The sequence below is a fragment of the Methylobacterium brachythecii genome (assembly GCF_014196345.1).
Classification (GTDB): Bacteria; Pseudomonadota; Alphaproteobacteria; order Rhizobiales; family Beijerinckiaceae; genus Methylobacterium; species Methylobacterium brachythecii.
In genome coordinates this window covers 57,317-82,927 of the sequence record NZ_JACIDN010000009.1, presented here as the reverse complement: position 1 = coordinate 82,927, position 25,611 = coordinate 57,317, and the positions used below count along the sequence as shown (strand labels likewise).

The 25,611-nt window shown below is 67.9% G+C and carries 21 protein-coding genes; 13 read left to right on the top strand and 8 right to left on the bottom strand.

The features are described from left to right. Window positions 1-3 precede the first annotated feature (3 nt). On the bottom strand, window positions 4-252 hold the full coding sequence (locus GGR33_RS26465; RefSeq protein WP_306484454.1) for a DUF2306 domain-containing protein: 249 nt from the start codon (window positions 250-252) through the stop codon (window positions 4-6). Window positions 253-261: 9 nt separating this feature from the next. After that, window positions 262-402: a DUF2306 domain-containing protein gene (locus tag GGR33_RS26460; protein ID WP_306484456.1), complete on the bottom strand. Its 141-nt coding sequence runs from the start codon at window positions 400-402 to the stop codon at window positions 262-264. 99 nt (window positions 403-501) lie between these two features. On the opposite strand from GGR33_RS26460, the gene GGR33_RS21400 reads away from it, so the two are divergent. Next, entirely contained in the window at window positions 502-1,479 is a 978-nt protein-coding gene (locus GGR33_RS21400) for an alginate O-acetyltransferase AlgX-related protein (RefSeq protein WP_183509151.1), read from the top strand. Window positions 1,480-1,640: 161 nt separating this feature from the next. Here the strand turns inward: GGR33_RS21400 and GGR33_RS21395 are convergent, their stop codons facing one another. Next, the gene (locus GGR33_RS21395) at window positions 1,641-4,061 is read right to left on the bottom strand and encodes a penicillin-binding protein 1A (RefSeq protein ID WP_183509140.1); all 2,421 of its coding nucleotides are present in this window, start codon (window positions 4,059-4,061) and stop codon (window positions 1,641-1,643) included. Between the two features lie 189 nt (window positions 4,062-4,250). Then, window positions 4,251-5,537 carry an N-acetylmuramoyl-L-alanine amidase gene (locus tag GGR33_RS21390; protein WP_183509138.1) on the bottom strand — a complete coding sequence of 429 codons (1,287 nt, stop codon included), beginning with the start codon at window positions 5,535-5,537 and terminating at the stop codon, window positions 4,251-4,253. Window positions 5,538-6,251: 714 nt separating this feature from the next. On the opposite strand from GGR33_RS21390, the gene GGR33_RS21385 reads away from it, so the two are divergent. Together GGR33_RS21385 and GGR33_RS21380 are read left to right on the top strand one after the other, a co-directional pair. Continuing rightward, on the top strand, window positions 6,252-9,140 hold the full coding sequence (locus tag GGR33_RS21385) for a ribonuclease E/G (protein ID WP_183509136.1): 2,889 nt from the start codon (window positions 6,252-6,254) through the stop codon (window positions 9,138-9,140). A 335-nt stretch (window positions 9,141-9,475) separates the two neighbouring features. Beyond that, window positions 9,476-10,741, top strand: a complete 1,266-nt coding sequence (locus GGR33_RS21380) for a methyl-accepting chemotaxis protein (protein ID WP_183509134.1) — start codon at window positions 9,476-9,478, stop codon at window positions 10,739-10,741. A 9-nt stretch (window positions 10,742-10,750) separates the two neighbouring features. Here GGR33_RS21380 and GGR33_RS21375 read toward each other — a convergent pair whose 3' ends face one another. Next, a complete protein-coding gene (locus GGR33_RS21375; protein WP_183509825.1) occupies window positions 10,751-11,917 on the bottom strand; it encodes a pyridoxal phosphate-dependent aminotransferase in 1,167 nt (388 codons plus the stop codon). 246 nt (window positions 11,918-12,163) lie between these two features. On the opposite strand from GGR33_RS21375, the gene GGR33_RS21370 reads away from it, so the two are divergent. Then, window positions 12,164-12,484: a DMT family transporter gene (locus tag GGR33_RS21370; protein WP_183509132.1), complete on the top strand. Its 321-nt coding sequence runs from the start codon at window positions 12,164-12,166 to the stop codon at window positions 12,482-12,484. A gap of 4 nt (window positions 12,485-12,488) precedes the next feature. On the opposite strand, the gene GGR33_RS21365 is transcribed toward GGR33_RS21370, so the two are convergent. Then, a complete protein-coding gene (locus GGR33_RS21365) occupies window positions 12,489-12,854 on the bottom strand; it encodes an MmcQ/YjbR family DNA-binding protein (RefSeq protein WP_183509129.1) in 366 nt (121 codons plus the stop codon). A 163-nt stretch (window positions 12,855-13,017) separates the two neighbouring features. On the opposite strand from GGR33_RS21365, the gene GGR33_RS21360 reads away from it, so the two are divergent. From GGR33_RS21360 to aat, 6 genes are all read left to right on the top strand, one after another. Continuing rightward, window positions 13,018-13,797, top strand: a complete 780-nt coding sequence (locus GGR33_RS21360; RefSeq protein WP_183509112.1) for a DsbA family protein — start codon at window positions 13,018-13,020, stop codon at window positions 13,795-13,797. 120 nt (window positions 13,798-13,917) lie between these two features. Further along, window positions 13,918-14,379 carry a type II 3-dehydroquinate dehydratase gene (gene aroQ, locus GGR33_RS21355; protein ID WP_183509110.1) on the top strand — a complete coding sequence of 154 codons (462 nt, stop codon included), beginning with the start codon at window positions 13,918-13,920 and terminating at the stop codon, window positions 14,377-14,379. Window positions 14,380-14,390: 11 nt separating this feature from the next. After that, window positions 14,391-14,870 carry an acetyl-CoA carboxylase biotin carboxyl carrier protein gene (gene accB, locus GGR33_RS21350; RefSeq protein WP_183509108.1) on the top strand — a complete coding sequence of 160 codons (480 nt, stop codon included), beginning with the start codon at window positions 14,391-14,393 and terminating at the stop codon, window positions 14,868-14,870. Window positions 14,871-14,964: 94 nt separating this feature from the next. Beyond that, window positions 14,965-16,320 carry an acetyl-CoA carboxylase biotin carboxylase subunit gene (gene accC / locus GGR33_RS21345; protein ID WP_183509106.1) on the top strand — a complete coding sequence of 452 codons (1,356 nt, stop codon included), beginning with the start codon at window positions 14,965-14,967 and terminating at the stop codon, window positions 16,318-16,320. A gap of 107 nt (window positions 16,321-16,427) precedes the next feature. Further along, window positions 16,428-16,718, top strand: a complete 291-nt coding sequence (locus tag GGR33_RS21340) for a hypothetical protein (RefSeq protein ID WP_183509104.1) — start codon at window positions 16,428-16,430, stop codon at window positions 16,716-16,718. An 87-nt stretch (window positions 16,719-16,805) separates the two neighbouring features. Continuing rightward, a complete protein-coding gene (gene aat / locus GGR33_RS21335; RefSeq protein WP_183509102.1) occupies window positions 16,806-17,480 on the top strand; it encodes a leucyl/phenylalanyl-tRNA--protein transferase in 675 nt (224 codons plus the stop codon). Between the two features lie 15 nt (window positions 17,481-17,495). Here the strand turns inward: aat and GGR33_RS21330 are convergent, their stop codons facing one another. Together GGR33_RS21330 and GGR33_RS21325 are read right to left on the bottom strand one after the other, a co-directional pair. After that, the gene (locus tag GGR33_RS21330) at window positions 17,496-18,161 is read right to left on the bottom strand and encodes a DUF2155 domain-containing protein (protein WP_183509100.1); all 666 of its coding nucleotides are present in this window, start codon (window positions 18,159-18,161) and stop codon (window positions 17,496-17,498) included. Between the two features lie 115 nt (window positions 18,162-18,276). Beyond that, on the bottom strand, window positions 18,277-18,693 hold the full coding sequence (locus GGR33_RS21325; RefSeq protein WP_183509098.1) for an NADH:ubiquinone oxidoreductase subunit NDUFA12: 417 nt from the start codon (window positions 18,691-18,693) through the stop codon (window positions 18,277-18,279). Window positions 18,694-19,257: 564 nt separating this feature from the next. On the opposite strand from GGR33_RS21325, the gene GGR33_RS21320 reads away from it, so the two are divergent. From GGR33_RS21320 to GGR33_RS21310, 3 genes are all read left to right on the top strand, one after another. After that, entirely contained in the window at window positions 19,258-22,989 is a 3,732-nt protein-coding gene (locus GGR33_RS21320) for a vitamin B12-dependent ribonucleotide reductase (protein ID WP_183509096.1), read from the top strand. A 367-nt stretch (window positions 22,990-23,356) separates the two neighbouring features. After that, entirely contained in the window at window positions 23,357-23,872 is a 516-nt protein-coding gene (locus tag GGR33_RS21315) for a DUF1993 domain-containing protein (RefSeq protein WP_183509093.1), read from the top strand. 46 nt (window positions 23,873-23,918) lie between these two features. Beyond that, window positions 23,919-25,316: an MFS transporter gene (locus tag GGR33_RS21310; protein ID WP_284211762.1), complete on the top strand. Its 1,398-nt coding sequence runs from the start codon at window positions 23,919-23,921 to the stop codon at window positions 25,314-25,316. The last annotated feature ends 295 nt before the right edge of the window (window positions 25,317-25,611 follow it).

The window sequence follows — 25,611 nt, the reverse complement described above, 5'->3', positions numbered from 1 at the left end:
GCGTCAGCCGCCGAAGATGACGTCGTGCATCACCCTGCCGGGCAGCAGGGTGAAGCCGCCGGTGATGACGAGTGCACCGGCGAACAGTCCGATCATCGTCCAGCGATGCGCCTCGATCCGTCCGGCTCGTGCGTGGGCGACACCGCGCACGAGCAGCACCAGCGTGACGAGCGAGATGACGTGAATCCAGCTGAACGGCCCGACCTGGCGCAGCCCGTGAATGCCGAAGGAGCCGAGCGCGACGACGGCCATCAGCCCGATCTAGACCCAGCCGAGCAGGCGATGCCGCGTCGTTCCCTTCGGGAGGGCGAGTTGCATCGCGCCGAGCACCAGAGCCGACAAGGCCGCCACGACATGCGCCTGCACCACGAGGCCGGCGTCGGCGAGAGGTGACAGGGTCATCGCGATCCTCGTCCGGGGTCGGAAGCGCAATCATGTCATGCGGCAACGGGCTTCTACCAGCGCTTGGCGTTGTCTCGCGCCCGCGGGTAGACGGGTTGCATGCTTCCATTCCCAAGGCAGGATTCCGACGCGCCTGCGCTCTCCCAGAGCGCGGAGGTTCATGTCGGACGGGATGGCTGGCTCTTTCTCACCGGCGGCACCAACCGCGTGCTCGAACAGTTCGGCCGGCCGGGCCTCGCGCGCGGCACCCTGTGGCAGTGGCGCAAGCACCTCGCCGACCGCTGCCGGAGGAGCCGCCGGCTCGGCGCCACCTACCTGCACGTCGTCGCGCCGGAGAAGCTGACCATCTACCATGATGCGGTGGACGGGCTGGTCTTCGACCCCGAGCGCGCGCCGGCCCTGCGGCTGCGGCGCTGGCTTCGGGGTTCGCCCGCCGCGCGGGCGCTCGTCGACCTCGTCGGCCCGATGCGGGCGGCCCGGTGGCGGACACCGCTCTATCGGCGCACCGATACGCACTGGACCTTCGAAGGGTGCGACCTCGCCTACCGCACCATTCTCGGCCGCCTCGGCGTCGCGCCGCGCGACGACATCGCGGCGCGGTGGCCTCGGCACAGCCTGCCCTTCATCGGCGATCTCGCCACCAAGCTCACGCCACCGCCCGTCGAGACCATCGACACGTGCCTCTTCGACACGATGGCGCGGCGCACGCATGCCAATCGGCTGCTCACGCATTTCGAAGCGCTCGGGCGCCCCAGGGACGCGCATATCGGTGCCCACGCGATCTATCGTAACGCCGATCCGGCTGCCGATCCGCGCCGCCTCGTGCTGTTCGGCGATTCCTTCGCGGAGCACGAGGCCATGACCACGGTGGGCGTGCTGACGCCTTTCCTCGCCGATACGTTCCGCGAGGTGCATTTCCTGTGGTCGACCAGCATCGACTGGGACTACGTCGCCAGCGTGCGCCCGGATTTCGTCGTCAGCGAGATCGCCGAGCGCTTTATGATCGAGCCGCCGATCTACGGCATGCGGATCGAGGCACTGGCCGAGCTGGCGATGGCGCGCAAGGCGGCCGGTTGAGTACGCCCTGCCCGGTCACATTTTGGGATCTCAGTCCTGCCGGCGGAAAGCGTGGCAAGAAAGCCCATCTTCGACCGAAATGGCAGAAGTGGTGTCTAAATCATTCGGAGAAAGAAGAGAAGCGAGAGGACTGCGATGGCCCTCCCGCTCATGTCAGATGGTTAGTACACGCCGCCGGTCTGTGCGGCGGCGCCGGCTCCATCGGGCACCGCGGTCGGCGCGTCGGGCCTTGCGACGTAGGCGTCCGGCGGTGCCGTGCCCGGCTTGAACGCCTCCAGGATCGTGCCCGCTCCGTCGCCCCCGCCGGCGCGCGCGCCGGAGCCCGCGGCCACGCGGATCAGCTTGATGCCCGGCGGCACCCGGAACGGGGTCGGCGGCTTGTCCTTGAGGGCGACCTTCAGGAAATCCAGCGCGATCGGCGCGGCGAGGCCGCCGCCGGTGGCGCGGTCGCCGAGCGAGCGCGGCTTGTCGAAGCCGAGATAGACACCGACGGCGAGGTCCGGCGAGAAGCCGACGAACCAGGCGTCCTTGGCATCGTTGGTGGTGCCCGTCTTGCCGGCGAGCGGCTTGCCGATCTGCTTCAGGATCGTCGCGGTGCCGCGCTGGACCACGCCTTCCATGATCGAGACCATCTGGTAGGCGGTCAGCGGGTCGAGCACCTGCTCGGATTCGTCGACGAGCTTCGGCTCGTCCTGGCCGGACCACTTCTCCGCTTCGCAGCCGACGCACTTGCGGTTGTCGTGCTTGTAGATGGTCTCGCCGGTGCGGTCCTGGATGCGATCGATCAGGGTCGGCCGGATGCGGCGCCCGCCATTGGCGAGCATCGAATAGGCGGTGACCATGCGCATGACCGTGGTCTCGCCCGCGCCGAGCGACATCGGCAGGACCGGGAGCAGATCGTCGTAGACGCCGAAGCGGCGGGCATATTCCGCGATCAGCGGCATGCCGATGTCCTTGGCCAGCCGCACTGTCATCAGGTTCTTGGAGTGCTCGATGCCGTAGCGCAGCGTATGCGGGCCGCCGGACTTGCCGTCGTAGTTCGAGGGCGTCCAGGCTTCCTGGCCGGGGCCGGCCTCGATGGTGATCGGTGAATCCTGCACGATCGAGGAGGGCGTGTAGCCGTTGTCGAGCGCGGCCGAATAGACGATCGGCTTGAACGAGGAACCCGGCTGGCGCATCGCCTGCGTCGCGCGGTTGAACTCGGAATCGTCGTACGAGAAGCCGCCGACCATGGCGTAGACACGCCCGGTATAGGGTTCCATCGCGACGATGGCGCCGGAGATCTCGGGCTTCTGGCGCAGGCGGAAGCGGCCCTGCCCGCCCTCGATGGCCTCGACATAGACGATGTCGCCGGGGCTGAGCGCCGAGGCGACGCCGCGGCCGGTCCATTTCACGCCGTCCGGCCCGATGATGCCGGTCTCGCGGTCCTTGCTGACGACGTTGCCGGCTTCGCGCTTCGGCTGCAGGCCGATCTGGGCGTTGCCGCCCTGCGTGCTCAGCACCACGGCGACGCGCCAGGGCGCGATGTCGTTGAGCAGTGGCACCTCGGAGACGGCGAGCCCCCAGTCGCGGCCGGTCAGGTCGACCTTATGGGTCGCGCCGCGCCAGCCATGCGACTGGTCGTAGCGCACGAGGCCGTCGACCAGCGCCTTGCGGGCCCAGGACTGCATCTTCGGGTCGACGGTGGCGCGGACCGAGAGGCCGCCCTCGTAGAGCTTGGTCTCGCCGTAGCGCTCGGCGATCTCGCGGCGGACTTCTTCGGTGAAGTAGTTCGAGACGGCCGCGTTCGGGAAGGCGACGCGCGGGTTCACCCCGAGTGGCCGCTTCTTGGCCTCGTCGGCTTCCTGCGCGGTGATGTACCCGTTCTGGGCCATCAGGCCGATGATCTCGTTGCGGCGTGCCAGCGCCTGCTGCGTGCGGCGATAGGGGTGGTAGTTGTTCGGACCCTTCGGCAGGGCTGCGAGATAGGCCGCCTCGTTGATGGTCAGCTCGTGGACCGACTTGCCGAAATAATCGAGAGCCGCCGCAGCGACGCCGTGCAGGTTGCGGCCGGGCACGATGGTGCCGAGGAAGATCTCGTTGAGATAGAGCTCGAGGATCTTGTCCTTCGAGTAGGTCGACTCGATCCGGAGGGCGATGAGCGCCTCCTTGATCTTGCGGTCGTAGGTCTGCTCGGCCGAGAGCAGGAAGTTCTTCGCCACCTGCTGGGTGATGGTCGAGGCGCCCTGCTTCTTGCCCGACGAGGCATTGGTGACGAAGGCGCGGACGATGCCCTCGGGATCGATGCCGCCATGCTTGTAGAAGTTCTTGTCCTCGGCCGAGAGGAAGGCCGCGACGATGATCTTCGGCATCGCCTGGATCGGCAGGTAGAGCCGGCGTTCATGCGCGTATTCGGCGAGCAGCGAGCCGTCCGCGGCGTGGACGCGGGTCATCACCGGCGGCTCGTAGTTGGCGAGCGCGGCGTGGTCCGGCAGGTCCTGGCTGTACTTCCAGTAGAAGAACGCCCCGACCACGGCCGCGACCAGGAACAGCACGGTGCCGGCCGAGAACAGGATCCCGAAGAACCGCAGGATGAATCGCATCCGGATGTCCGTTCCGTCGCTTGGCCGCCCGCCGACGGTCCCGAGGGCCGGCGTCAGGACGATGCGGCCTCGAAAGGCTGTGGCGTCGGCGCGGTCGCGAGCCGTTCAGGCGGCCTCGGCCCGACCGGGCTCGTTCGGCCCCGTATCGACACTGGTTGTATGGTGAAACTGCGGCGGGCGCGACGGCTCTCAGCGCAGCCGCGGCATCCTCAGGCCGCTCGCGCCCGAGCCGAAGGGCACGGAGCCGGTGGTGCTCGGCGGCGCGCCGATCGGCTGAGCCGAGGTGGCCCGGCCGGCGAAGAACAGGTCGACGGCCTTGGCCATCGAGCCGGTGACGCCGGCGCGCCATTCCTCGGATTGCAGCTTTTCCAGATCGCTCTTGCTCGACAGGTAGCCGAGCTCGACCAGAACCGAGGGCACGTCGGGCGAGCGCAGGACCACGAAGCCGGCCTCGCGATGAGGTTTCGCGCTCATTTCCATCACCGGCGAGAGCTGGCCCATCAGGCGGTGCGCGAAACCGGAGGAGAAGCCGCGCGTCTCGCGCAAGGTCAGCTCTGCCAGGATGTCGGTGACGTCGGCCGGGCCGACCGCCGAGTCGGTGCCGGCGGCGGCGTCGGCCTTGTTCTCGCGCTCGGCGAGCTTGGCGGATTCGGAATCGGTCGCCTTCTCGGAGCCCGTGTAGATCGTGGCGCCCTTCACCTGCGGCGCGGCCGAGATCGAATCGGCGTGGATCGAGATGAAGAGGTCGGCCTTGGCCTCACGGGCGACGCGGACCCGCTCGCCAAGTGGTACGAACACGTCGCGGTCGCGGGTCATGGTCACGCGGTAACGTCCGGACGACCTCAAACGCTCGGCCAGCGACGTCGCGAAACCGAACACGATGTCCTTCTCCTGCACGCCGGTCTTGGCGATCGCGCCCGGATCGGTGCCGCCATGGCCCGCGTCGACCACCACGAGCGGGCGGCTGTCGACGGCCTCGACCGGGGGCGCCTTGCGCAGGGACGGCGCCGGATCGCTCGCCACCGCCGCCTTGCGGAAGGCCTCGCGCTCGGTGCGCCGGAAGGCGATGGAGAGCAGCGTCGCGCCGTCACGCCGCGTCTTCGTTTCGACCCCGTCGACCACGGCCGGTCCGGCGAGGTCGACCACGATGCGCGAGCGGCCCGGCGCGAACAGGCCGTAGCGGTAGGAGGTGACGACGCCTTCTCGCCTGGTGCCGGCCTCGGGTGCGATCTGGAAGTTGACCTCGGGCAGGTCGATCACCGCCCGGTCCGGCCGCTCCATCACGAAGGCATGGGCCTCGACGGGCTTCGACAGGACGAGGGTCAGGGTGGTGGCGCTGCCCTGCACGGCGAGTTCGGCGCCGATCGCCACGGCGCTCATCCGCCCCTTGTCGTTGTCCTGGGCGCGGGCCGGCGCGCCGACGGCGAGCGTCAGCGCGAGGAGAACGGTCGGGACATGGCGGGCGCGTGTCGGCATCGGCAGGCGTCGGTGGATCCGCAGGGCCTCTCTCCTAGGAGATAGGGCAATCGTGGTTAACCGGACCTTTCCGTCCAAGTCGAGGCCCGCAACCGGGCGTTGCGGTGGGATCGACAGGTCACGCCGGCGGTCCGATGGAAACGAGTCCGAAACCACGTTGTCGCAGCGGACTCTTGCCAAAAGCCCGTAACGAACGCTAATGAAACTGACCCCATCCGGTCCCGATGGCCAGCGTTGCGGCCTTCGGACGCGGAAGCCCACTCGCGATCCCTCGCGCCCGGCTCCTCGTGACGATCTTCGGACATGTTTCGAGGCTGGATCGGAGTCGGCAGGCATGACGGGCCGTTCTCTCGCCGTACCTGTTTCGAGTGACATGCGGCCGGCATAACCGGCCAGGAATCTTCGTGAGGCCGGAAGGGATGGGAGGACACACAGCATCGGTTGCCGTTGCTCGTGCTCCCCGCGCACGCCTGTCGCGTCGCGCCGTCTCCTCTCTCCCGCCGGCCATGTTCAACCCCAGATGCGCCGCTCATCGGCGCCCATCGGCGGTTGACGGCAAACCCCTTTCCCGAAGCCTCTCGCCCCAGAGCCACCAGGCCTCGGCGACGAGTCCGGCACGTGCCCTCCCCCTGTCGGCCTCACGGCCGGGGACGGCGCCGCCGGGATGGCAGCGTCCAAGGTGTGCCCCGTCCGCCGCCATGTCGAAAGTTCGTCATGGCCAACACCAACAAGATGCTCATAGACGCGATGCACCCGGAGGAGACCCGGGTCGTCACGGTCCACGGTTCTAAGGTCGAGGAATTCGACTTCGAATCCGCCAGCCGCAGGCCGCTGCGGGGCAATATCTACCTCGCCAAGGTGACCCGGGTGGAGCCCTCGCTCCAGGCCGCCTTCGTCGAATACGGCGGCAACCGCCACGGCTTCCTCGCCTTCAGCGAGATCCATCCCGACTACTACCAGATCCCGATGGCCGACCGCCTCGCGCTGATCGAGGCGGAGCGGCAGGAAGAGGAAGAGCACCACGAGCGCGAGGAGCGCCGCTCGCGGGGCCGTCGCCATCGCGGCCGTCGCGCCGAGGCCGCCTCCGCCAAGTCCGACGATTCGGTGAGCGCCGAGGACGACGACGCGCCCTCCGCCGAGGAGCGTACGGCCGAGGCCGCCGAGGCTGGCGAGACCGCTCCCGAGGGGCAGGAGGCGGCCCCCGCCGCCGAGGCCGGTTCGGAACTCCCGGCCGCCGTGCTCGATCCGGCCGCCCGCACGGATGGAGAGGCGGACGGCGCTTCCGCCGAGCCTGCGGCCGCCGAGCCGGCGCCCGAGCCGTCCGAGGTCGCCGCGATCTCCGAGGCCCCCCACCCCGCCGAGGCGCCGTCGGCATCCGACGAGCACGCGTCCGACGAGGAGGACGAGCACGACGAGTCGGATGAGGATGAAGACGAAGACGACGATTCCGACGAGGAATCGGATGAGGACGAGGACGAGGACGACTCGGACGACGAATCCGAGGACGAGGACGGCGAGCCCCGCGTCGCGCAGATCGGTGGAGCCGGCGATGCGATGGCCGAGCTTCCCGAGCGTCCCCGCGCCTATCGCCGCCACTACAAGATCCAGGAGGTGATCAAGCGCCGCCAGATCATCCTGGTCCAGGTCGTGAAGGAAGAGCGCGGCACCAAGGGCGCGGCGCTCACCACCTACCTGTCGCTCGCCGGCCGCTACTCCGTGCTGATGCCGAATACCGGCCGTGGCGGCGGAATCTCCCGCAAGATCACCTCGGCCGCCGACCGCAAGCGCCTGAAGGAGGTCGTGGCCGATCTCGACGTGCCGGAGGGCATGGGCATCATCCTGCGCACGGCCGGCGCCTCGCGCACCAAGCCCGAGATCAAGCGCGACTTCGAATACCTGATGCGCCTGTGGGAGAGCGTGCGCGAACTGACGCTGTCCTCGACCGCACCGGCCCTGGTCTACGAGGAGGGCTCGCTGATCAAGCGGGCCATCCGCGACCTCTACAACAAGGAGCTCGAAGAGGTTCTCGTCGCGGGTCCCGAGGCCTATCGCGAGGCCAAGGACTTCATGCGGATGCTGATGCCCACCTCCTCCAAGGTGGTGAAGCCCTATGCCGAAGCGACGCCGATCTTCACCCGCTACGGCATCGAGCAGCAGCTCGACGCGATGTTCTCGACCCACGTCACGCTGCGCTCGGGCGGCTATCTCGTGATCAACCCGACCGAGGCGCTGGTCTCGGTCGACGTGAACTCGGGCCGCGCCACCCGCGAGCACGACATCGAGGATACCGCGCTCAAGACGAACCTCGAGGCGGCCGACGAGGTCGCCCGCCAGGTGCGCTTGCGCGACCTCGCCGGCCTCGTCGTGATCGACTTCATCGACATGGAGGAGAAGCGCAACAACCGCGCCGTCGAGAAGCGCCTCAACGAGGCCCTGAAGAACGACCGCGCCCGCATCCAGGTCGGCCGGATCTCGCCCTTCGGCCTGCTGGAGATGAGCCGCCAGCGTATCCGCACGGGCGTTCTCGAATCCTCGTCGATCCAGTGCCCGCATTGCGGCGGCTCGGGTTACGTGCGCGCGACCTCGTCGGTGGCGCTCCACATCCTGCGCTCGATCGAGGAGGCACTGGTCAAGAGCAGCAGCCACAACCTCGTGCTGCGCACGCGCACCGAGGCCTGCCTCTACATCCTCAACCAAAAGCGCGCTCACCTGCACGAGCTGGAGATGCGCTTCGGCGTCACCGTCACCATCGCCGCCGACGAGCGGCTGACGGCCAGCTCGCCCTACCAGCTCGAACGCGGCGAACTGGCCGTGAAATCCGCGGCTCCGGTGACCGGCGTGCGCGCCGTCGCCATCTCGCCGACCTACGAGGCCGAGGACGAGGAGATCGAGGACGAGATCGCCGAGGACGCCGAGGGCGATGCCGAGACCGAGTCGAAGGAAGCTGCCGAGGGCCGCGAGGCCGGGGGCGAGTCCAGCGACGAGAACGGCCGCCGCCGCCGCCGCCGCCGCCGCCGTCGTGGTGGCCGGCCAGGTTCGGAGGACGATCGTGCTCGCGGTGACGACGAGGGCGACGAGTCCGGCGAAGGCTCCGAGGATGCCGAGGCCGGTGCCGAAGAGGGTTCCGAGACCGAGGTCGCTGCCAGCGCCGAAGGTGACGAGGCCGTCTCCGAGGCAGACGGAGAGGCCGATGGTGCGGCGCGCCGCCGCCGCCGTGGCCGCCGTGGCGGTCGTGGCCGCGAGCGCGCAGGCCGCGGCCGCGCCGACCGGGACGACGAGAACGCTTCCGACGATGCCGAAAAGGGCGAGGCGGCCGTCTCCGCCGAGGAGCCGGTCAGCGCCGAGGCGGTGATCGCCGTGTCGGCCGAAGCGGCCCATGCCCCCGAAGTGAACGGCGCCGAGCCCGCCCCGAAGGCCGACGCTCCGGTCCAGGAGGCCAGTGATCTCCCCGTGGAGCGTGCGGCACCTGCCGAGGCGGCCCCCGAGCCTGCACCGCAGCCCTTGCCCGAGCCCGTCGCCGTGGCCCTGACGCCGGTCGATCCCGACCGTCCGAAGCGCGCCGGCTGGTGGTCGCGCACCAAGGCGGCCCTGACCGGCGAGTAAGACGCCGTCGGCGGAGCCCTCCGTCGATCGCGCCGCATGAACGAGACAATCAGGATGCCGGGCCGACATATCGGCCCGGCATCTTCATTTTGTGGTTGCGTTGCCGAGGCCGCGTCGTTGTCCCGCGTGCACTATCGGAAATCGCTTTATGTTATTGATAACGGATTGCGTGCACATGCATTTGCGCCGCGGTGCGGCGGGGTTTGCGATGCATCATTGCATCAATATTGCTTTTCAGTTGCGGGGAGCGCCGCGTTAACCTCGGATTTGCAACTGAGGACTAACGATCAACCTCGTCGTGCCGGTCTGTCCGGCCGATGGGAGATGCCAACATCATGCTCGGACGGTTCCGTAAACCTCGCCATGTGATGGATGCGGTGGTCAGCACGGCGTCCGCTCCGGCCGAGGAGAGCGCTTCGGCGCCGGCTCCCCTGCCCGCTCCTCCCTCGGTCGATCTCGCACTCCTGGCCCGTCAGGCCGGGATGGCTGCCGACGCCTCCGAGGCGGGTATGGCGATCGGCTGGCTGACCCACGATGCGGCCCAGATCGCCGACCAGGCGCGCACCATCGCCGCCGCGAGCGAGGAAGTCGCCGTCTCGACCGTCGAGATCGCCAGCCGCTCGCAGAACGCGGCCGCCACCGCGGAGCGCGCCCGCACCGGCATCGCCGATTGTGCCGGCGACATCGCCCAGGCCGGCGCCCGCATGAGCGCCATCGAGACCCATGCCGGCAAGATCGCCGGCTGTCTCGCCGCCTTCGAGCGGGCCGCCACCCAGATCGAGGAGATGGCGAGCGCCATCGCCGGCATCTCGGCCCAGACCAACCTGCTCGCGCTCAACGCCACCATCGAGGCGGCCCGTGCCGGCGAGGCCGGCCGCGGCTTCGCGGTGGTGGCCGGCGAGGTCAAGGCCCTGTCCGGCCAGACCGCCAAGGCCACCGAAGAGATACGTACCAGGCTCGACGGCCTGCGCGGCGAACTCGCCGCCATGCGCGACACCGTCACCCATACCCGCGAGGCCGTCGCGGCCGGTGCCGGCGCCGTCCAGCGCGCCAACCTCCGCGTCGAAGCCGAGAGTGGCGCCGTCGCCGAGGCCGCCGCCGAGATGCGGGCGATCGCCGACGTCATGGGCCAGCAGCAGCAGGCCACCGGCGAGATCTCGTCGAGCGTCGAGCGCATCGCTGCCGGCACGGCGAAGGCACGCGGCGAGATCTCCTCGGCGATCACACGCCTCGTCGGCCTCGAGACCACCAGCCGCGCCCTGCTCGATGTCGATGCGGCGGACAAGTGCCCTGTCCTGCTGGCGCGGCTGCCGGCCGACATCGCCGCCTGGAAGCGCGGCATGGCCTCCATCCTCGTCGGCCTCTCGCCGGCCGATCTCGCGGTGGCGCGGCGTCCGGGTGCCGATGCGGCTGCGGAAGTCGGCCTCGACGGCGCCCTTCGCGGAGTCCTCGCCGAGGCGGAGCGTCAGGCCAAGCTCATGGTCGAGCGCGTCAAGGTCCAGGACTGGGGCGTCGCCACGACCGCATTCCAGGGCTTCGAAGCTGCTTGCGCCGAGGCCATCCGCCTCTCGGGATCGGCGACGAGCCTGCGCGCCGCCTGAGCGGACGCGTCAGCCGAGCCAGGTCCGCAACCGCCGCACGCCCTCGACGCATTCGTCTCGCGATCCCGCGAACGAGAAGCGGACGTGGTGGTGACCCTCGACCGGGTCGAAATCCAGCCCCGGCGTCGCCGCGACGCCCGCCTCGTCGAGCATCCGCCGACAGAAGGCGGTGGCGTCGTCGGTGAGGCGCCCGACATCCGCGTACAGATAGAAGGCGCCGTCCACCGGATGCGTCTCGCCGAGGCCCAGGCCCGGCAGCGCGTCGAGCAGGATCTGTCGGTTTTCGGCGTAGCCGTCGCGGATCGCGCCGATCTCGTCGAGGGTGTCGAAGGCTGCGAGCGCGGCTACCTGCGAGAGGTAGGGTGCCGAGATGTAGAGGTTCTGCGCCAGCCGCTCGATCGGCCGCACAAGGGCCTCCGGCACCACCATCCAGCCGATGCGCCAGCCGGTCATGCAGTAGAATTTCGAGAATGAGTTGATGATCACCGCGTCTGGGTTGAATTGCAGCGCGGTCGCCGTCGGCACGCCGTAGCTCAGGCCGTGATAGATCTCGTCCGAGACGAAGGGGAGGTGGAGCGCCTTCGCCGTCGCGCAGAGTTCGGCGAGGCGCCCCGGCTCGATCACTGTGCCGGACGGGTTGGCCGGGCTCATCACCAGGACGCCGTCGAGACCGCCCTGTCCCTGCGCTTCTCGGATCAACGCGCTCGTCGGCGCGAAGCGGTCAGCCCGCTGCAGAACCATCGGCACCGGCACCAGATCGAGCGCGTGGAGGATGCTGCGATAGGCGGGATAGCCCGGCTGCGGCACGCCGACCCGCGCGCCCGCATCGAACAGGGCCAGGAAGGCGAAGATGAACCCGGCCGACGAGCCCGTGGTGACGACGACGCGCTCCGGAGGGATCGCGACGCCGTAGGTCTCGGCATAGTGGCGGCCGATGCGCTCGCGAAGCGCCGGCATGCCGAGCGCCTCCGTATAGGGCACGCGGCCATCGGCGAGCGCTGCCTGCGCCGCCGCGATCACCGCGCGTGGCGCCGGGGCCGAGGGCTGGCCGACCTCCATCCGGATCACGCTCGCACCGCTGCGGGCCTTGGCGGCCGCTGCGGCCATGACGTCCATCGCGAGGAAGGGGGCGACGGCCTGCGCGCGGCGGGAGATCTTTTGGGATTGCTCGCTCATCGCGCTTCGATCGGGCGAGACGCCGTCGCTGGCAAGGCCTCGAACCATCATGAGTGTGGTCAAGGGTCTCTCCTGCCAGCCCCCACGGCTGACCTGTGACGGGCCGCCGTCCTCTGTGCCCAGCACCGCGACGCCGGACCTTGCCATCCACCTCGTCGGATCACTACATCGACATAGCGAGGCCACGTCCTCCCCCCTGTGCGGGGCACAAGTCCGGGACGGCCCGGCCCTTTCAGGAGGGCTGCGATGGCCTGGTTCTATCTCATCACCGCCGGCATTCTCGAGATCGTGTGGGCCTACGCGATGAAGCAATCCGACGGCTTCTCGCGCTTGTGGCCGACGCTCGTCATGGCGGTGGCAATGTCGGGTAGCTTCGGCCTGTTGGCCTTGTCCATGCGGACGCTGCCTCTTGGGACGGCCTACACGATCTGGACGGGGATCGGCGCCATCGGCGCGTTCGTCGTCGGTATCGCGTTTTTGGGAGAGCAGGGCAGCCCCGTCCGTCTGCTCGCAGCGAGTTTGATCGTGTCGGGACTCGTGACGATGAAGCTCGCCAGTACCTCCTAGGCCGTCAGCGCTTGCCGCTTGGCTGCTGCAGCTTCGCGGCGAGACGCTTCGGCGCGATCAGCCGGAAGCTTCGCGTGACGAGCGCCTCGACCTCGGCCCAGTCTGCTCCGTCGTCCAGCCGCATGCCGACCCATCCCTTCGGGCCGACATAGGGCGGTGCGAAGAAGCGATCGGGATCCGCGCCGATTAGGATCTCCTGAGCATGCGGCGGTGCCTTCACCCAGACCGAGAGGCGCCCGTCCCGGTCGCGCGGCATCGCGAAGATCTTCTCGCGGACGCGGAAGGTCGGCGCGCCGAACGTGAACTTTTCCGTCGCTTCGGGTAGCGCCAGGCAGATCCTGCGCAGACGCTCGACGCCGTCATCGCTCATGCCACTGGGCTCCCATTCGCTCGTCGATCGAATTTACCCCGCGCCGTCCGTGATTTGACCCCGCGCCGCGAAAACGCCTAACCCCTCCTCTACCGCAAGCGCCGAAGCGCGCCGCCTCGCCGCCGCCGTTGCGAGGTCCGCCTTGATCTCTTCGAGGACATCGATGCCCCTGCTCCGCTCCGCCTCAGCGTTCGCCCTCGCCGCCGCTCTGGCGTTCGGTGCCGTCTCGTCCGTCTCGGCCGAAGATGCCCCCGTCTTCAACGACGCGCAGCGCAAGGCGATCGAGTCCATCGTCAAGGACTACCTCGTGAAGAACCCCGAGGTGCTGCAGGAGGCCGTCGCCGAAGGTGAGCGCCGCGCCCAGGAGACGCAGAAGCTTGCCCAGGCCGCTGCGCTCAAGGAGGCGAGGAGCGCCCTGATCGACTCGCCGCACAGCGTGGTCGCCGGCAACCTGCAAGGCGACATCACCCTGGTCGAGTTCTTCGACTACAATTGCGGCTATTGCCGCAAGGCCCTGTCGGACGTGCAGACGCTGATGAAGGCTGACCCGAAGCTGAAGGTCGTGCTGAAGGACTTCCCCGTGCTCGGCAACGAGTCGGTGGAAGCCAGCAAGATCGCGCTGGCCGCCAAGCAGCAGCTCAAGGCCGACAAGATGTTCGACTTCCACGTGAAGCTTCTCGAGAGCAAGGGCCGCGTCAACGCCGAGCGCGCTCTCGCCGTCGCCAAGGAATTCGGCCTCGACGTCGAGCGCCTGAAGAAGGATGCCGCCGGCCCCGAGGTGAAGGCTGCGCTCACCGAGAATATGGGTCTCGGCGACAAACTCAGCCTGTCGGGCACGCCCGCCTTCATCATCGGCGACGAGATCCTGCCTGGCGCCGTCGGCGTCGATCCGATGAAGAAGACCATCGCCGACGTCCGCCAGTGCGGCCACGCGAGCTGCTGATCTCGCCCTCTCTCGCCTTGGGGTTGCGGATGCGTGGCCCCTTGTCGCAGCCTTCGCCGGTCGTCTAAGACCGGCATCGTCACGGCCGGGCAAGCCCGGCCGCCACAGCCGCAAGGGTCCATGCTCGCCATCCACGTCCTCAACGGGCCGAATCTCAACCTGCTCGGCCGTCGCGAGCCGGGGATCTACGGCAGCACCACGCTGGCCGAGATCGAGCGGGATTGCATGGCCCGCGCCGCCGAGCTCGGCGTCGCGCTGACCTTCCGGCAGACGAACCACGAGGGCGAACTCGTCGACTTCGTACAGGAGGCGGGCGAGGCGGGGGCCGGCGTGCTGATCAACGCGGCCGCCTATACGCACAGCTCGATCGCCCTGCGCGATGCGATCTCCGGATCAAAGGTCACGGCCGTCGAGATCCACCTCTCGAACGTGCATGCCCGCGAAGATTTCCGCCATGTCTCGCTGATCGCGCCGGTCTGTGCCGGGGTGGTCTGCGGCTTCGGCGCCTATAGCTATCGCGCGGGGCTCGACGCCCTCGCGCATCTTCTCCGGGGGCGCCAGTCCCCCTCACCCGACGCATAAGACGGCAGGCGATGGCCAAGAGCGAACCCTTCGATCCGGATCTCGTACGCGAACTCGCCAAGATGGTCGCCGAGACCGATCTCACCGAGATCGAGGTCGAGAAGGGCGACCTGCGTATCCGCGTCGCCCGCAAGATCGAGCAGATCGCGGTGCAGGTGGCGCCGGCGGCTCCCGTCGCGGCTGCGGCTGCCCCGGCCGCCATCGCGACCGCGTCCGCTCCCGGCACGCCGGCGGCGCCGGCCAAGGGCGCTGCACATCCCGGCGCGGTGCCCTCCCCGATGGTCGGTACGGCCTATCTGCGCCCCTCCCCCGAGGCGAAGCCCTTCGTCGAGATCGGCACCAAGGTGGCGACCGGCGACAAGGTACTGCTCGTCGAGGCGATGAAGACCTTCAACGAGATCGTCGCACCACGCGCCGGCACCGTCACCGCGATCTTCGTCGAGGACGGCACGCCGGTGGAATTCGGCGAAGCCCTCATGGTGATCGAGTAGTAGCTGCCGCCGCGCGAGCGCGCGACGGCCTTTTTGTTTTGTCGCATTCTCTAGCGACGAACCGGTATCCACTTCGTCTGAGAATGCTCTGCCGATGTTCGACAAGATCCTGATCGCCAACCGCGGCGAGATCGCGCTGCGCATTCTGCGGGCGGCCAAGGAACTCGGCATCGCCACCGTCGCGGTCCATTCCACGGCCGATGCCGATGCCATGCATGTGCGCCTCGCCGACGAGAGCGTCTGCATCGGGCCGCCGGCCGCGCGCGACAGCTATCTCAACATCCCCTCGATCATCGCCGCCTGCGAGATCACGGGCGCGGATGCGGTCCATCCCGGCTACGGCTTCCTCTCCGAGAATGCCCGCTTCGCCGAGGTGCTCTCCCACCACAATATCGGCTTCATCGGCCCCAAGGCCGAGCACATCCGGATCATGGGCGACAAGATCGAGGCCAAGCGCACCGCCAAGCGCCTCGGCATCCCCTGCGTGCCGGGCTCCGAGGGCGGCGTCACCGATACCGACGAGGCGAAGAAGGTCGCGGCCGAGATCGGCTATCCCGTGCTCGTGAAGGCGGCCTCCGGCGGCGGCGGGCGCGGCATGAAGGTCGCCCGCACCGAGGCCGACCTCGAACAGGCGCTGACCATGGCCCGCACCGAGGCCAAGGCGGCCTTCGGCGACGACGCGGTCTACCTCGAAAAGTATCTGGAGAAGCCGCGCCACATCGAGGTGCAGGTTCTGGGCGATGGGCGCGGCAACGCCATCCATCTCGCCGAGCGCGATTGCTCGCTGCAGCGTCGTCACCAGAAAGTCTGGGAAGAGGGCGGCTCGCCCGCGCTCAACGCCGAGATGCGCGCCGAGATCGGTGGCATCTGCGCCAAGGCGATGCAGGAGTTGAGCTATCTCGGCGCCGGCACCATCGAGTTCCTCTACGAGGACGGGCGCTTCTACTTCATCGAGATGAACACCCGCATCCAGGTGGAGCATCCCGTCACGGAGATGATCACGGGCATCGATCTCGTGAACGAGCAGATCCGCGTCGCGGCCGGTAATCCGCTCTCGGTGACGCAGGCGGACATCCACGTGAACGGCCACGCCATCGAGTGTCGGATCAACGCCGAGCATCCCTCGACCTTCCGGCCCTCCCCCGGCCTGATCACGTACTTCCATCCGCCGGGCGGCCTCGGCGTGCGCGTCGATTCCGCAGTGTTCCAGGGCTACCGCATCCCGCCGAATTACGACTCGCTGATCGGCAAGCTCATCGTGCACGGCCGCACCCGCAACGAGTGCCTGATGCGCCTGCGCCGGGCGCTCGACGAGTTCGTGGTCGACGGCGTCGACACCACGCTGCCGCTGTTCCGGACGCTCGTGCGCAACGCGGACGTGCAGAACGGGCTCTACGACATCCACTGGCTCGAGCATTTCCTCGAGCGCGAAGGCCTCGACGGCGATTGATTCCGGGCTGGCCGGGAACAGAGAGACGGACCATTCGTTCTTGGGACACCCGAACGGCACGCGCGCCGGTGGCTCGCTAAGCCGTTCATGTTCTAAGGAGTTTTGTCTTGTATCGTACGACTTCTGCCGTTGCCGCCCTGCTCTTCGCGGCCGCGCCTGCCTTCGCCCAGAGTGATCGCGGCAACGCCGCGCAGCCGAACCAGCCGGTTCCGCAGACGGGTCAGACGTCCGGCGGTCCGCGCCAGACGCCGCCTGCTCCCGAGCCGATGCCGGGACCGGGCACCAGCGGCGCGGCGACGAATGCGGGAGCCGTCGATTCCGCCAAGGGCGGCAACGCCGCGCAGACGAACAAGCCCGTGCCGAATGTCGGCGGGACCTCCGGCGGCCCTGCACGCTGATCCAAGGCTCCATCGCCGGGCGCTCGATACGCCCGGCGATGCCGATTCTCCGCTGGCGCTCGCGAGGCGGGCGCGCGAGAAAAGGGCATGCACGACCGGATCCCCGTCGAGATCACGCCGGACATTCTTCTGAAGGCCTATGCCGCCGGGATCTTTCCCATGGCGGAGGATGCCGACGACCCCACGATCTACTGGGTCGAGCCCCGCGCCCGAGGCATCCTCCCCCTCGATCGTTTCCATGTTTCCCGGCGTCTCGCCCGCACCGTGCGCTCAGACGTCTTCGAGGTCGTGAGCGACCGCGATTTCGATGCGGTGATCACCGGATGTGCCGCGCCGCGGCGAGACACGAACCGGACCTGGATCAACGCCCGCATCCGAGACCTCTACGGCGCATTGTTCGATGCCGGCCGCGCCCACACGGTGGAGGTCTATGCCGAAGGCCGGCTGGTCGGTGGCCTCTATGGCGTATCCCTGGGCGCAGCGTTCTTCGGGGAAAGCATGTTTCACGAGGTCCGCGACGCCTCGAAGGTCGCCCTCGTCCACCTCGTCGCGCGCTTGCGCGCTGGGGGCTATCGCCTCGCCGACACACAGTTCCTGACCGACCATCTCAGTCAGTTCGGCGTCGAGGAGGTGCCGCGGCACGTCTACAAGCGACGGCTCGGCGAGGCCGTCGCGCGCGAGGCGGATTGGGCGGTCTGGCCGTGCGATCGGGCCGTCAGCGGAACGGATGCGCTCGCTGCGCTCGACCCGACGGAGTCGTGATCGAGACGGTCGCTCTTAACGGAAGATCCGGTCGAAGATGTTTTCCGGCTCACGCGGCGCGGGCGGCCGCTGGGCAGCGGCCGTCGGCCCTTCGTTGGTCGGGAAGAACTTTCGGGACGGCTTCTGCTTCGGTTGCACCGGCACGCCGCGCGGGCCCTCGACGTCGACTTGGCCCTGCTGGTTCATCTGGGCGGCCGCCTTGGTCGGATCGTTGCCGCGGTCGCGCTTCTTCTTGTCGGCGCGGGAGGCCAGGGCCGGCGTGTCCTCCTGCTCCTTGACCTCGGCGATCACGTCGGTGCCGCCCTTACAATCGACGAGCCAGACGTCGTAGATCGGGTGCTCGATCGCATGCAGGCCGGGGCTCGAGGCGAACATCCAGCCCGTGAAGATGCGGCGATACTTGTTGTCGAGGGTGACCTCGTCGACTTCGAGGAAGGCCGTGGTCTTGGGTGTCTCGGTGGGCGGGCGCGAATAGCAGACGCGCGGCGTGAGCTGCAGGGCGCCGAACTGCACGGTCTCGTCGACGGCCACCTCGAAAGACACGATCCGGCCGGTGATCTTGTCGAGGCCGGAGAACACCGCGGTCGGGTTCTTGATCTTGTCAGCCAAGGCCGGGGTCAGGCCGAGTGCCGAGGCCAGAAGAACGGTCGCGGGGAGAAGACGTGCGATTCTGCGGCTCAAGGCGCGCCCCTCTCGAAACTGTGCCGGGCGTGAGGCCGGAGCTGCGCCGGCATGGGGCGCTCTAGACACGGTAAGCTTGGTGGAAAAAGGGCGGCTCAGCCGGAGCGGCCTGCCCTCAGGCTCCCGGCGACCACGGCACGTAGTCGCCCGACGCGCCTGCGGTGACGCCCTTCGAGAGCTGCGAGCCCGAGGGCCGGTAGGCCGCGGCGGTGCCGGTCATGTTTTCGAGATGCGGCTTCTGCCACTCGCGGGGATGGTAGTCTTCCTCGCTCGGGGGAACGTCGCCGTTGTGGCAGAGCCAGGCGCGCCAGCCGGGCGGGACGCGCGAGGCGTCAGCATAGCCGTTATAGACCACCCAGCGCCGCTCCGGTCCGACCGAGCGGTCGATCAGCGGGCCGAGCGCCTTGTAGTACTTGTTGCCGATCTCGTCCGAGCCGACGAACTGCCCGCTGCGCGCAGTCAGGAGCGCCAGCGAAACGGTCTGGCCGTTCCACCAGGTGAAGATGCGCAGGAGCGTGTCCTTGAGGGCCATGATTCCTCGGTCGCAGGCGCGGGCCAACCGTCAGCGCGGCTCTTATGAGCGGGGCATCGGCGCAAGTCCAGCGTGACGCCTAGGTCATCGATTCTTCCCGGCCGTCTCCCCGAAGATCGGCCCGGCTGCCCTCGCTGAGCTGTCGCAAATCCGCCACGCCCCACCCGCCGCAGCCGCGGTGTTTCCGGTGCCTGGCATGGTGCCCAATCTCGATGCTGTGGAGCAAAAATTTTATCGATCACAAAGGATGAGGCCGGATCGACACTTAGCGCAGGGCCTGAGTTATCCACAGGATTTGCCGCACAGAACACAACATCTAGGGCCAATCGTACGCTCCGACACCACTTATTGACGGACGGAATCTACCAGGGTTAGTGTTCGATCAACGCTTCGGCTGGGCCGGAACGGGGTTGTCGAGTCCCCGTCCGGCCATCGCAGCGGTGATCGGCAACCGTCGGGTTCGTTGCTGGCACCGTGCTCCGGCCGGGTGGCTACCAAACGTCCAAGCCAGGCCGGCACGTCTGCCGGCGGGGCGCGCCATGCGCGTCGAGGGGGAAGCGATTCATGCGGTTCGAGCGGCGTTACACCACGGCCAACCAGTCTCCCTACGCGGCCATCGCGTTCCGCGAGGCGGTGAGCGAGATCCGTAACCCGGACGGCTCGGTCGTCTTCCGGCTCGACGGCATCTCCGTGCCCGAGAGCTGGAGCCAGGTCGCCGCCGACGTGCTGGCGCAGAAGTATTTCCGCAAGGCCGGCGTGCCAGCGCGCCTGAAGAAGGTCGAGGAGAACGACGTTCCCTCGTTCCTGTGGCGCTCCGTCGCCGACGAGAAGGCGCTGGCCGAGTTGCCCGAGGACGAGCGCATCGGCTCCGAGATCTCCTCGACGCAGGTCTTTGATCGCCTCGCCGGCTGCTGGACCTATTGGGGCTGGAAGGGCGGCTACTTCACCTCCGAGGAAGACGCCTCGGCCTTCATGGACGAGCTTCGCTACATGCTCGCCAAGCAGATGGTCGCGCCGAACTCGCCGCAATGGTTCAACACCGGCCTGCACTGGGCCTACGGCATCGACGGCCCAGGCCAGGGCCACTTCTACTGCGACTGGAAGACCGGCGCGCTGACCCGCTCGGCCTCGTCCTACGAGCACCCGCAGCCGCATGCCTGCTTCATCCAGGGCGTCCAGGACGACCTCGTGAACGAGGGCGGCATCATGGACCTCTGGGTGCGTGAGGCGCGCCTGTTCAAGTACGGCTCGGGCACCGGCTCCAACTTCTCGATGCTGCGCGGCGAGAACGAAAAACTCGGCGGCGGCGGCAAGTCGTCCGGCCTGATGAGCTTCCTCAAGATCGGCGACCGGGCGGCTGGCGCGATCAAGTCGGGTGGCACGACGCGCCGCGCCGCCAAGATGGTGATCGTCGACATCGACCACCCGGATATCGAGGCCTTCATCGACTGGAAGGTGAAGGAGGAGCAGAAAGTCGCTGCCCTCGTCACCGGCTCGAAGGTCGTCTCGAAGCACCTCACCGCCGTCATGAAGGCCTGCACCCAGTGCGAGGCCGAGGGCGACGCCTGCTACGACGCCGAGCGCAACCCGGCTCTCAAGCGTGAGATCAAGGCCGCCCGCAAGGCGATGGTGCCGGATTCCTACATCAAGCGCGTCGTTCAGTTCGCCAAGCAGGGCTTCACCAAGCTCGAATTCCCCGTCTACGACACCGACTGGGATTCAGAGGCGTACCTGACGGTCGCCGGCCAGAACTCCAACAATTCGGTCTCGCTGACCGACGACTTTTTGCGCGCCGTCGATGCGGACAGCGACTGGAGCCTGACCTCTCGCACCACCGGCAAGGTCGCTAAGACCCTCAAGGCCCGCGATCTCTGGGAAAAAATCGGTGAGGCCGCCTGGGCCTCGGCCGATCCGGGCCTGCACTTCAACACGACGATGAACGACTGGCACACCTGCCCGCAGGGCGGCCGGATCCGGGCCTCGAACCCGTGCTCCGAGTACATGTTCCTCGACGACACCGCCTGCAACCTGGCCTCGGCCAACCTGCTGACGATGTACGACCGCGCCACCAAGCACTTCGACGTCGAGGCCTTCGAGCACCTCAACCGCCTCTGGACGGTGGTGCTCGAAATCTCGGTGATGATGGCGCAGTTCCCCTCGAAAGAGATCGCCGAGCTCTCCTACCGCTACCGCACGCTGGGCCTCGGCTACGCTAATATCGGCGGCCTGCTGATGACGATGGGCCTGCCCTACGACTCGAAGGAGGGCCGCGCGCTCGCCGGTGCGCTCACCGCGATCATGACCGGCGTGAGCTACGCCACCTCGGCCGAGATGGCCTCCGAGCTCGGTCCCTTCGCAGCCTACGAGGACAATGCCGATGCGATGCTGCGGGTGATCCGCAACCATCGCCGCGCGGCGCATGGCGAGGCGGCTGGCTACGAGTTCCTCTCGATCGCCCCGGTCCCGCTCGACCACGCCAACATCCCGCAGGGCAATCTCGGCGCCCATGCCCGCGCGGCCTGGGACCGCGCACTCGAACTCGGCGAGGCCCACGGCTACCGCAACGCCCAGGCGACCGTCATCGCGCCCACCGGCACGATCGGCCTCGTCATGGATTGCGACACCACCGGCATCGAGCCCGATTTCGCCCTGGTGAAGTTCAAGAAGCTCGCCGGCGGCGGCTACTTCAAGATCATCAATCAAGCGGCTCCCGACGCCCTGCGGGCGCTGGGTTACCGTGAGAGCGAGATCGCCGAGATCGAGGCTTTCGCGGTTGGCCATGGCTCCATGGGCCAGGCGCCGGCGATCAACCCGTCGAGCCTGCGGACCCGCGGCTTCACCGACGACAAGATCGCTGCGGTGGAGAAGGGCCTCAAGTCGGCCTTCGACATCAAGTTCGTTTTCAACCGCTGGACGCTCGGCGACGACTTCCTCAAGGATAACCTCAAGGTGCCCGCCGAGAAGCTGGCCGACCCGACCTTCGAGTTGCTGCCGTTCCTCGGCTTCTCGAAGAAGGACATCGAGGCGGCCAACATCCACGTCTGCGGAGCGATGACGTTGGAAGGCGCGCCCTTCCTCAAGCCCGAGCACTACGCGGTGTTCGACTGCGCTAACCCGTGCGGCCGCACCGGCAAGCGCTACCTCTCGGTCGAGAGCCACATCCGCATGATGGCGGCGGCGCAGCCCTTCATCTCGGGTGCGATCTCCAAGACCATCAACATGCCGAACGACGCCACCGTCGAGGATTGCAAGGCGGCCTACCGCCTGTCCTGGACGCTGGCGCTCAAGGCCAACGCCCTCTACCGCGACGGCTCGAAGCTTTCGCAGCCGCTGAATTCCGCTCTCATCGCCGACAACGACGACGAGGACGATGCGGTCGAGGCGCTGATCCAGGCGCCCGCCGCCGCCAAGGCTGCCGTGGTCGCCGAAAAGATCGTCGAGCGGGTCATCGAGCGCGTCGAGCACATCCGCTCGCGCGAAAAGATGCCCGACCGGCGCAAGGGTTACACCCAGAAGGCCGTGGTCGGCGGCCACAAGGTCTACCTGCGCACCGGCGAGTACGATGACGGTCGCCTCGGCGAGATCTTCATCGACATGCACAAGGAGGGCGCCGCCTTCCGAAGTCTGATGAACAACTTCGCCATCGCGATCTCGCTCGGCCTGCAATACGGCGTGCCGCTGGAGGAATACGTCGAGGCCTTCACCTTCACCCGCTTCGACCCGTCGGGCTTCGTGCAGGGCAACGACGCGATCAAGAACGCGACCTCGCTGCTCGACTACGTGTTCCGCGAACTGGCGATCTCGTATCTCGGCCGCTCCGACCTCGCCCACGTCAACCCGTCCGAGATCGGCGGCACCGCGCTCGGCGGCGGCGAGGGCGACACCACCCGCGAGGCCGGCAAGCCCGGTCCCGCCGCCTCCAGCGTGGTCTCTCGTGGCCTGCTACGCGGCTCGGCCGACCGGCTCACCCTGATCCAGGGCGGCCCCGGCTTCGCCACCACGGGTGTCGGCGCGGTCAGCTCCTCCGCACCGGCCGGCAACGTCGTCCACGCCACTCGTGGCGCGACCGCGCTGAAGGCGGAGCCGCTCCCGGCCGGCCATGCCGAGACCATCGTGGACACCCTCCCCTTCGCCAAGTCTGAAAAGGCAGAGCGCACGGTCGCCGACCGCCGCGCCGAGGCGAAAATGAAGGGCTATGTCGGCGAAGCCTGCCCCGAATGCGCGAACTTCACGCTGGTCCGCAACGGCACCTGCCTGAAATGCGACACCTGCGGCGGCACGACGGGCTGCTCGTAAGCGCGCCACCCGTGAGGGGGCTCACTAGTTGAGCATCGCTCGGAGGAGAAGTTGCTAAAACTTCACTGAGGTTTCTTTTCGCAAGCAGAACTGCTCGCAACAGACCTTAAGCTGAGCTTTGGAGATGAAGGAGGACGCCGGATCGGCGTCCTCCAATACTGTTCAGAACGAAACAAGTACGGCCAAGCTTGCGGCGAGCTTGGCGCTGGGTTGGACGCCTGGGACTTTAGACTGGCGTCGATCGAGGAGATCGGTAAACGGCTCGGCGTGGCCGTTTGAGCCATCGGCGCCCTCGCCGAGCGCGGATTGCGGGAGTAGAGGCATCAGTCGTCGCGATCGAACGCTCACGGCACCGGAGATCATCTCAATGCCATTGTCGATGTATCAGGCCTCCATCCCAGTGTTGACGCGCGGGCTCGGCGTCCTCTCGACGTTGCTCGGCAAGGGAGCCGCTCATGCGGATGCGAACGGCCTCGACCGCGCGACCATCGTGGCGGGCCGCCTCGCGCCGGACATGTATCCCTTGTCCGGACAGATCCAGCGGGCGAGCGATACGGCGAAGTTCGCCGCCGCCCGCCTGACCGGCGTCGACGGCCCCTCCTTCGCCGACGAGGAAACGACGCTCGACGAACTCCAGGCGAGATGCGCGAAGACGATCGCGTATCTGGAGAGCGTGGGCCTCGACGCCTTCGAGGGCAGCGAGACGCGGCAGATCACCTTCGGAGGCGGCGCCTCCAAGACCACGCTCCCGGGTGATGCCTACCTGCTCCACTTCGCCCTGCCGAACTTCTTCTTCCACGTCACGACCGCCTACGACATTCTTCGCCATGTCGGCGTTCCGATCGGCAAGCTCGACTATCTCGGGATGCCGCGACAGAGCTGAAGCGCTCGGTGCGGTCTCGAAACCGATGAGCGGACCCCACCCCGGCGTGGATCGACAGATTGGCGATGTGCGCGGGGATGGGGCGGACGAGAGCGTCCTTCACCATCCCTCGCTGACGCTGGCGACCTGCATTCTCGCGTCGAGCCTTTCGTTCGTTGACGGCTCGGTCGTAAACGTCGGCCTGGTCGCACTGGACCGCGATCTCGGGAGTGGTGCAGCCGGGCTGCAGTGGGTCATCAACGGCTATCTGCTGCCGCTCACGGCCCTCCTCCTTCTCGGCGGGGCCGTCGGTGATCGGATCGGCCGTCGTCGGACCCTGATCCTCGGCGTCTCGTTGTTCGGCATCGCATCCATTGCCTGCGGGCTCGCTTCGAATCTCGGCACCCTCGTCGTGGCCCGGATCGTCCAGGGTTGCGGCGCGGCACTTCTCCTGCCGAACAGTCTCGCCATCCTGAACGACACTTTCAGCGGCGAAAAGCGCGGTCGTGCGGTGGGCATCTGGTCGGCGGCCGGAGCAGCGACCGCGGCGCTCGGTCCCCTTTTCGGGGGATGGCTCATCGACTGGATCGGCTGGCGGGCGATCTTCTTGATCAACCTGCCGCTCGCCTTGGGCGCCGTCGTCCTCGCGTGGCTCTACGTTCGCAGAGATGGGGAAAGCGACGGTGAACCGCTCGACATCGTCGGGGCCATGCTGGCGACGTCGGGGCTGGGGGCGGCGACGTGGGGGCTGATCTCCGGATCCGAGAAAGGCCATTCCGCTCTCGGGCCGTCCGGACTGCTTTTCGCGGGAGCATTGCTGCTCGTCGGCTTCGTCGCCTGGGAGCGGAGGCTGGGCAACCGGGCGATGATGCCCCCTGCCCTGTTCGGCACGTGGTCATTCGCCGGCCTGACCCTGCTGACGTTCCTCCTCTACGGCGCGCTCGGGGTCATGCTGATCCTGGTGCCGTATGTCCTGATCGAGGGCGCCGGCTATTCGAGTACGGCCGCCGGCGCGGCCTTGCTGCCCCTACCCGCCATCATCGCCGTCGGATCTCCAATCCTCGGCGGCCTCGCTGGAAGGATGGGATCACGTACGCTTCTTATCGGCGGCCCACTGATAGTCGCCGCAGGCTTCCTTCTCCTTCTCCGGACGGGAGCAGGATCCGGCTACTGGAGCACCGTTTTTCCGGGCCTCGCCCTCACTGCCATAGGAATGGCATGCGCGGTCGCTCCGTTGACCACCGCAGTGCTCGCCTCCGTCGACGACCGGCACAGCGGATCGGCGGCGGGGTTCAACAGCGCCGTGGCGCGGGCGGGTGGCCTCCTCGCTACGGGTTTGATCGGCAGCATCCTCGCGGCGCGCGGAGAGGAGCTCGTCGGGGCCTTTCATACGGCCGTCGTCGTCGCGGCCCTCGCGTGCATCGCCGCGGGTGCAGGTGGCTTGGCGCTAGAAAGGAGGGCGTGACCGGGTCGCGCCATCGAGGCATTTCGAAGTTCGTTGGACGCAACGGTCGCTACAACAGGACTGCTGAAGCCGCCTGATATCTGTCGCGACGATGGAATGGTTCTTTCGAGTCCGGCGGAAGTGTTGGGCGAACAGCAAGCCGTCTGCGGATGGCGGCAGTCGACCGATCCGATCGCGTGCCGGCCGGCGACTTCGCAATCGAGGGGTTCGGACATGTGAGGAGCACCGGCATTGACGATGAACGAGTGCCATAATAAATGATGATCGTAATGTTTACGGTCGATTGATGCCGCAG

Excerpts from the sequence above, each read along its gene's own strand:
- GGR33_RS26465 (WP_306484454.1), bottom strand. The coding sequence starts at position 252 with ATGGCCGTCGTCGCGCTCGGCTCCTTCGGCATTCACGGGCTGCGCCAG.
- GGR33_RS26460 (WP_306484456.1), bottom strand. The coding sequence starts at position 402 with ATGACCCTGTCACCTCTCGCCGACGCCGGCCTCGTGGTGCAGGCGCAT.
- GGR33_RS21400 (WP_183509151.1), top strand. The coding sequence starts at position 502 with ATGCTTCCATTCCCAAGGCAGGATTCCGACGCGCCTGCGCTCTCCCAG.
- GGR33_RS21395 (WP_183509140.1), bottom strand. The coding sequence starts at position 4,061 with ATGCGATTCATCCTGCGGTTCTTCGGGATCCTGTTCTCGGCCGGCACC.
- GGR33_RS21390 (WP_183509138.1), bottom strand. The coding sequence starts at position 5,537 with ATGCCGACACGCGCCCGCCATGTCCCGACCGTTCTCCTCGCGCTGACG.
- GGR33_RS21385 (WP_183509136.1), top strand. The coding sequence starts at position 6,252 with ATGGCCAACACCAACAAGATGCTCATAGACGCGATGCACCCGGAGGAG.
- GGR33_RS21380 (WP_183509134.1), top strand. The coding sequence starts at position 9,476 with ATGCTCGGACGGTTCCGTAAACCTCGCCATGTGATGGATGCGGTGGTC.
- GGR33_RS21375 (WP_183509825.1), bottom strand. The coding sequence starts at position 11,917 with ATGAGCGAGCAATCCCAAAAGATCTCCCGCCGCGCGCAGGCCGTCGCC.
- GGR33_RS21370 (WP_183509132.1), top strand. The coding sequence starts at position 12,164 with ATGGCCTGGTTCTATCTCATCACCGCCGGCATTCTCGAGATCGTGTGG.
- GGR33_RS21365 (WP_183509129.1), bottom strand. The coding sequence starts at position 12,854 with ATGAGCGATGACGGCGTCGAGCGTCTGCGCAGGATCTGCCTGGCGCTA.
- GGR33_RS21360 (WP_183509112.1), top strand. The coding sequence starts at position 13,018 with ATGCCCCTGCTCCGCTCCGCCTCAGCGTTCGCCCTCGCCGCCGCTCTG.
- aroQ (WP_183509110.1), top strand. The coding sequence starts at position 13,918 with ATGCTCGCCATCCACGTCCTCAACGGGCCGAATCTCAACCTGCTCGGC.
- accB (WP_183509108.1), top strand. The coding sequence starts at position 14,391 with ATGGCCAAGAGCGAACCCTTCGATCCGGATCTCGTACGCGAACTCGCC.
- accC (WP_183509106.1), top strand. The coding sequence starts at position 14,965 with ATGTTCGACAAGATCCTGATCGCCAACCGCGGCGAGATCGCGCTGCGC.
- aat (WP_183509102.1), top strand. The coding sequence starts at position 16,806 with ATGCACGACCGGATCCCCGTCGAGATCACGCCGGACATTCTTCTGAAG.
- GGR33_RS21325 (WP_183509098.1), bottom strand. The coding sequence starts at position 18,693 with ATGGCCCTCAAGGACACGCTCCTGCGCATCTTCACCTGGTGGAACGGC.
- GGR33_RS21320 (WP_183509096.1), top strand. The coding sequence starts at position 19,258 with ATGCGGTTCGAGCGGCGTTACACCACGGCCAACCAGTCTCCCTACGCG.
- GGR33_RS21315 (WP_183509093.1), top strand. The coding sequence starts at position 23,357 with ATGCCATTGTCGATGTATCAGGCCTCCATCCCAGTGTTGACGCGCGGG.